Annotated in this window: 3 protein-coding genes and 1 pseudogene; all 4 read left to right on the top strand. The window is 73.0% G+C overall.

From position 1 onward, the window contains the following. The first annotated feature begins 6 nt into the window (after positions 1 to 6). A pseudogene (locus SYNGFB01_RS01385) lies at positions 7 to 671 on the top strand (metallophosphoesterase). A gap of 6 nt (positions 672 to 677) precedes the next feature. Then, a complete protein-coding gene (locus SYNGFB01_RS01390; protein WP_369795440.1) occupies positions 678 to 2,540 on the top strand; it encodes an exodeoxyribonuclease V subunit gamma in 1,863 nt (620 codons plus the stop codon). Beyond that, positions 2,441 to 4,042, top strand: a complete 1,602-nt coding sequence (locus tag SYNGFB01_RS15820; RefSeq protein ID WP_369795441.1) for a hypothetical protein — start codon at positions 2,441 to 2,443, stop codon at positions 4,040 to 4,042. Before SYNGFB01_RS01390 ends, SYNGFB01_RS15820 begins: the two co-directional genes overlap by 100 nt. Further along, positions 4,039 to 6,000 (top strand): exodeoxyribonuclease V subunit beta (locus tag SYNGFB01_RS01395; protein ID WP_048016608.1); only part of this gene is annotated, 1,962 nt, incomplete at its 3' end. The genes SYNGFB01_RS15820 and SYNGFB01_RS01395, both read left to right, overlap by 4 nt.

The raw sequence follows: 6,000 nt of genomic DNA on the forward strand, positions 1-6,000 counted from the left end.
GGACCGATGACGTCCCTCTCACGTCCCAGCCGCCATTGGGTGATTGGAGACGTTCACGGCTGTGCCGATTCCCTCCGCGAGCTTCTGGCCCGACTACCGGGGGATGACCGCGTGGTGCTCTGCGGCGATGTGATCAACCGCGGTCCACGCATTCTCGAAACCATGGAGCTGGCCTGGACCCTGGTGGCCAGTGGCCGGGCCGTGTGGCTCCAGGGCAACCACGAGGCCGATCTGGTGCGGGGTCTGCATCAGGGCAACTGGATGGCCCAGCAGGCCCTTGCCGGCTGCGACACCTACCGCCAGCTCGGTGACCGGCTCTGCCGCCGATGGCTGGAGCGTCTCGAACAGCTGCCGCTCACCTACCGGGGCCAAGGCTGGTGGCCACCCACGCGGGCTTCGATCCCGCCACCTGGCAGCCGGATCTCACCATCCGGCGACCCTTCTGGAATGCCTACGACGGTCGGTTCGGCACCGTGGTGATCGGCCACACCCCCGGGTCCGGCGTGCGCCGTCGCGGCGGGATCGTGATCGTGATGGTCGACACCGGCGCCTGCTACGGCGGCGAGCTCTCGGCCTATTGCCCGGAAAGCGATGCGGTGTGTTCGGTTGCCGGTCGGCGCGCCCATGACAGCAGCGGCTTCACCCAGCAGCTCGCCGGCTGCCTGCCCTGAGCGGCCTTGCTGACGGTCTACCGCAGCAACCGGGCCGAATGGCTGGCCCAACTGCTGGCCTGCCAGCTGCGCCTTAGCCCCCCTGAGCCCCTGGATCAGGTGCAGGTGGTGGTCAACACCTGGCCCACGAGCCGCTGGCTCGGCGAGCAGCTCGCCCTGGGTCTGGGGGATCCCGACGCCCGCTGCGCCGATGGCGTGGCGGCCAATCTCCGCTTCCCCTTCCCGGGCAGTCATCTGCGGGAGCTGGTGGATCAGCTGCTGAGCGATGAGGAGGGTGCACCGCCGCCTCCACAAAGCCACGATCCCTGGCGGGCCCGGGAGCTGGTGTGGCCTGTGCTCGAGCAACTGCAGGAACTGATCGGGCAGCCGCAGGCCGGGCTGCTGCGCCAGTGGCTGGCCCAGCGCGGCGCCAGAGCAGGTNGGGGGTCGCCGGACGGACCGAAGCGAGAGGATGCCTGGCAGCTGGATCAGCCTCTCTGGCAGCTCGGCCGGGCGATCGCCGACGCCTTCGACGACTACACGCTCTACCGGCCGGAGATGCTGGCGGCCTGGCTCAGGGGCCAGGCCCTTGACGGGGCCGGACAGCCGCTGCCCCAGGAACAGCACTGGCAACCACTGCTGTTCCGGCAACTCGCCGAACGGCTGGAGCGGCCGCCATTCGGCCTGCGGGTCCAGGCCGCGATCGAGCGGCTGAAGCAGGCCGCGGCCGAGGGGAATCGCCTGCCGCTGCCCGATCCCCTGCGCCTCTTCGGCCTGAGCAGCCTGGCTCCGCCGCTGGTGGAGCTGCTGCAGGCCCTCTCCGGCCTCGTGGAGGTCGAGCTCTACATCCTCACCCCCTGCCGCGAGCTGTGGCGCCGCCGCGACCAGGCCGCCGCCACGCCCCTGGGGGAGGACTGGTTGCTCGACGTGCCACGGCTGGAGGCGCGCTTCGGCCGGCTGGGGGCGGAATTCCAGCAGCTGCTGGAGGGCACGGGATCGGCCCAGCTCGGCCACTGGCAGGAGGGCGATCTGTTTCTCGCCCCGGCCACAGCGGCGGAGAACGCCGGACGCGCTCCAAGCCTTCTTGAGCAGCTCCAGGAGCAGATGGTGGATCCCGGCCAGCGCTGCGGCCTCACGCTCCGGCCGGGGGATCACTCCCTCGAGTTCCTGGCCTGTCCGGGTCGCCTGCGGCAGGTGCAGATCGTGCGTGACCGGGTGCTGCAGCTGATGGCGGCCGATCCCAGCCTGGCCCCCCGCGACGTGCTGGTGATGACCCCCGAGGTGGACGCCTTCGCACCCCTGGTGGCGGCGGTGTTCGGTGACGGCGGCGCCACCGGGGTGGGACTGCCCTGGCGGCTCACAGACCGCAGCCAGCAGAGTGACCCCGGCATCACCCAGGGGCTGCTGGGTCTGCTGAGGCTTGGCGGCGAGCGGCTCACGGCCTCGAGCCTGGAGGAACTGCTGGCCTGCGCACCACTGCTCACCCGCCACGGCATCGACCCCGGCGAGGTCGGGGCGATCACGGCCCTGCTGCAGGAGGCCGGCTTCCGCTGGGGTCTGGATGGGCGTGCCCGCGGCGGCGATCCCAGCCACAGCCTCGGGTGGGCGATCGACCGGCTGGTGCTGGGGCTGGTGCTGCCGGAGCGGCCGGGTCTGGCGCCGGGCGATACGGCGCCCTGGCGATGGGCACCAGCCTCGAACATCAGTCGCGCTGGCTGGCCCTGCTGCTGGGGCTGCAACGCAGCCTCGAGCAGCTGGAGACCGCTCGCTCGCCGGCGCGGTGGGTCGCGTTGCTGCGCTCGCTGCTGGGCGAGCTGTTCGGCGACGGCGGCGAGCGAGCCTGGGAACTGCCGGCGATCCAGGCCGCCCTGGCCGACTGGCAAGCCGTGACGGGCGACAGCGCCCTGCAGCTGCCCGCTCCCGTGGTGGCGGAGGTTCTGGGGGAACGGCTGTCGGCCGACAGCGGCCGCTTCGGCCACCGCTCCGGAGCGCTCACGATCAGCGGCCTGGAACCGATGCGGGCCATTCCTCACCGGGTGATCGTGCTGATGGGGCTGGATGGCGAAGCCTTCCCGCGCCAGCCCGAGCGACCCGGCTTTCACCTGATGGAGCGCCAGCGGAGGCTTGGCGATCCCAGCCCGGCCGATCAGGATCGCTACGTGCTGCTCGAGAGCCTGCTCTCGGCGCGCCAGCACCTGCTGATCACCTGGAGCAACCGCGACAACCGCACCGGCGAGTCCCTGATGCCCAGCACTCCGGTGCGCCAGTGGCTGGACCTGCTGGAGCAGGATCTGGGCAAGCAGGCGATGGGGCGGCTGGTGCGGGAGCCGGCCGCCAATCCGCTGGAGCGACGCAACTTCCTGCCGGAGGAGCACTGGCCGCCGATCTGCTGCGACCGCCGCCTGCTGCAGGCGCGCCGCCTGCTGGAGGATCGGCAGCCCCGGCCGCCCCGGCCTCTGGCCGCCGGCGCCACCACGACGAGCCCCGAGCCCGCCATCACCCGGGCGACCAGCCCGGCGGCCTGCCATGCCGACCTGCTGGCGTGGCTTCGGGCCCCCCAGGAGGTGTGGCTGGAGAGCCTGGGCCTGCGGCCGAAGGAATGGGGCCGGCAGGTGCTCGATCTCGAACCGCTCGCCCTGGAGGAGCGGGAGCGAGCCCGGTTGCTGCGCGAGGCCCTGCAGACGCCCCGGGGGCAGCCGGAGGCGGCACCCGACTGGCTGGTGGAGCAGCGCGGTCGGGGAAGGCTCCCCCCCGGAGCGGCCGGGGCCCTGGAAGCCAGCCGGCTGAGCGGGCGATTCAGCTCCCTGGCGGCGGTCCTGGCGGGCTTGGGGGAGGAGCGCCTGGAGGCCGCAACGGCTGGGGGCCTGGAAGCGCAGCTGCCCTGGCGTGGTGAGCAGCTCGTGGTGGCCCACACCGCCAAGGCCGGGCCGGGCCATCGGCTGGAGCTGTGGCTGGCACTGCTGCTGGCCTGCGCGGCCGGGCAGCGACCCAGCCGCGCCGTGCTGGTGGCCCGCGACGATGCCAGCTTCCGCATCCTGGAAACCCAGCAACCGCTCCCTCCCGCCGAGGCGACCGTCAGGCTGGAGCAGCTGCGGCAGCTGCGGGAGCGCCACCGCCAGAGCTGCTGGCCGGTACCGCCGCGCACGGGCTGGGCCTGGGCTGAGGCGGAGCTGCACAGGCCGGGCAGCGGCCTGAAGGCGGCCATCGGAGCCTGGGAAGGGGGTTTCGGCAGGTCCGCGGAACGGGAGGACGAGGTGATGGCGCTGTGCTTCGGAGCCCAGCTCACCACCCGCGAGCTGCTCGACGAACCCTGCTGCGCGGCGGCGCTGGAGCTGCTGCAGCCCGTCTTGGAGCGTCGCAGCACGGAGCAGGGCGGAGGCCGACGGCGATGAGCAGGCCGCTGCTGGAGTTTGACCCCAACGGCTTCTGCCTGGAGCCGGGGGTGCGGCTGCTGGAGGCCAGCGCCGGCACCGGCAAGACCTTCGCCCTGGCCCACCTGGTGCTGCGGCTGGTGACACAGCCGGTCGATCCCCTGCCCCTGGACGGATTGCTCGTGGTGACGTTCACCGAGGCGGCCGCAGCCGAACTGCGCGACCGCATCGCCCTGCGGCTGCAGCAGGGCCTGGCAGCTCTGGAGAGCGACGCCCCCGCGACCGACGGGGTGCTGCTCGCCTGGCGCGAGGCCCAGTCCGACGAGCCGGTGGCGCAACGGCGCCTGCGGGGGCAGCTGCTGCTGGCGCTGGAGGCCCTGGATCGTGCCGACATCACCACCATCCACGGCTTCTGCCGCCGCACCCTGCAGCGCCAGGCCCTGGAGGCCGGCCTCGGTCCAGCGCTGGAGCTGGAGCGCGACGACGGGGAACGCGCCAGCCAGGTGGTCCACGACTACTGGCAGCGGCAGGTGCTGGCCCTTCCCGCCGGGCTGCTGGCGGGCCTGGAGGGGCAGGGCCTCACACCGGAGCTGCTGGAGCGGCTGCTGGCTCGGCTGGATGACGATCCCGCCCTGGAACTGGATCCTCTGCCGGCGGGGTGCTCCGCCGACCGGCCGCTGGCGGAGCAGCTGCCCGCCGAACTGGAGCGACGCTGGCACGGCTTCCGATCGGCATGGGCCGAACGGGGAGCGACCCTGGAGGAGGCCTTCCGCCACGCCGCCGCCGACCTGCGGGCCCGTGGCGCCAGCTCCGTGAGCCCCTATGCGGCCCGACCCAGCCGCGATCGGGTGGCGGAGCTCACCGCCTGGATCGATGGCTTCGAGCAGGCCGGCGCGGTGCCCAGCTACCGGGAGGTGCTGGACCAATCGCTCCTGCGGGAGTACTTCCACCCCGGTCCCTTCACCAAGGTGGCCGCCGGCTTGGATGGCGAGGGCGTCTCGCTGCCGGAGCGGCCGCTGCTGGAGGCCATCGCCGCCCTGGTGGATGGGCCGGCCGAACTGCTGCTCGGCCACGCCCTGCACCAGGGTCGCCGCGAACTGACGCGGCGCCGCGCCGCCAGCGGCCGGATGGGCTTCGGCGATCTGCTGAAGGCGCTCGATCCCGGGCCCCAGGGCGATCGCCACCAGGCCCTGCTGGCCGCCGTGGGGCGCCGCTACCGGGTGGCGCTGATCGATGAGTTCCAGGACACCGATCCGATCCAGTGGCGCATCCTGGAGCGTGCCTTCGTGGCACCCCGGGGCGAGAAGGCCCATCACCTGCTCGTGATGGTGGGGGATCCCAAGCAGGCCATCTACCGTTTCCGCGGCGGCGAGCTCGCCACCTACCGCCAGGCGAGCCTGCGGGCCGATGCGATCCACGGGCTGCGTGAGAACCGCCGCTCCTCCGCTGGGCTGGTGGCAGCGCTCAACCGGCTGATGGAGCCCGGCCTGGTGCTGTCCCAGCTGCCGGTGCCAGCGGTGCTGGCCAGGGCGGAGAAGGGGGAGCTGCACCTGGAGCCGGGTGAATCGCCGCTCCAGCTGCTGCCCCTCGACGACGAGGAGCAGCTGCCGGGCCTGGTGGCGGGCCTCTGCCTGCACCTGCTGCAGCGGCAGCTGCTGCTCCGTACCCCCACTCCCGCCGGCAGGAGCGAGCGGCCCCTCAACCCCGGCGATCTGTGCCTGCTGGTGTCCACCCACACCCAGGCCGAGCAGCTGCGCCATGCCCTCGAGCAGCGGCGGCTGCCCAGCCGACTGTTGAGCCGTGGCGATGTGTTCGCCAGCGAAGCGGCAGCGGCCCTGCAGCGGCTGCTCGATGCCCTCGCCGATCCGGGACACCCCGGCCGCCAGCGCCTGCTCGCCGCCTCGCCGCTGCTGGGCTGGAGCGCCGGGCAGCTGGCCCGGGCCCTGCCCGGGCCTGGAGCAGCTGGCCGATCGACTGGC

It is taken from the genome of Synechococcus sp. GFB01 (assembly GCF_001039265.1).
In the GTDB taxonomy this organism is placed as follows: Bacteria; Cyanobacteriota; Cyanobacteriia; order PCC-6307; family Cyanobiaceae; genus NIES-981.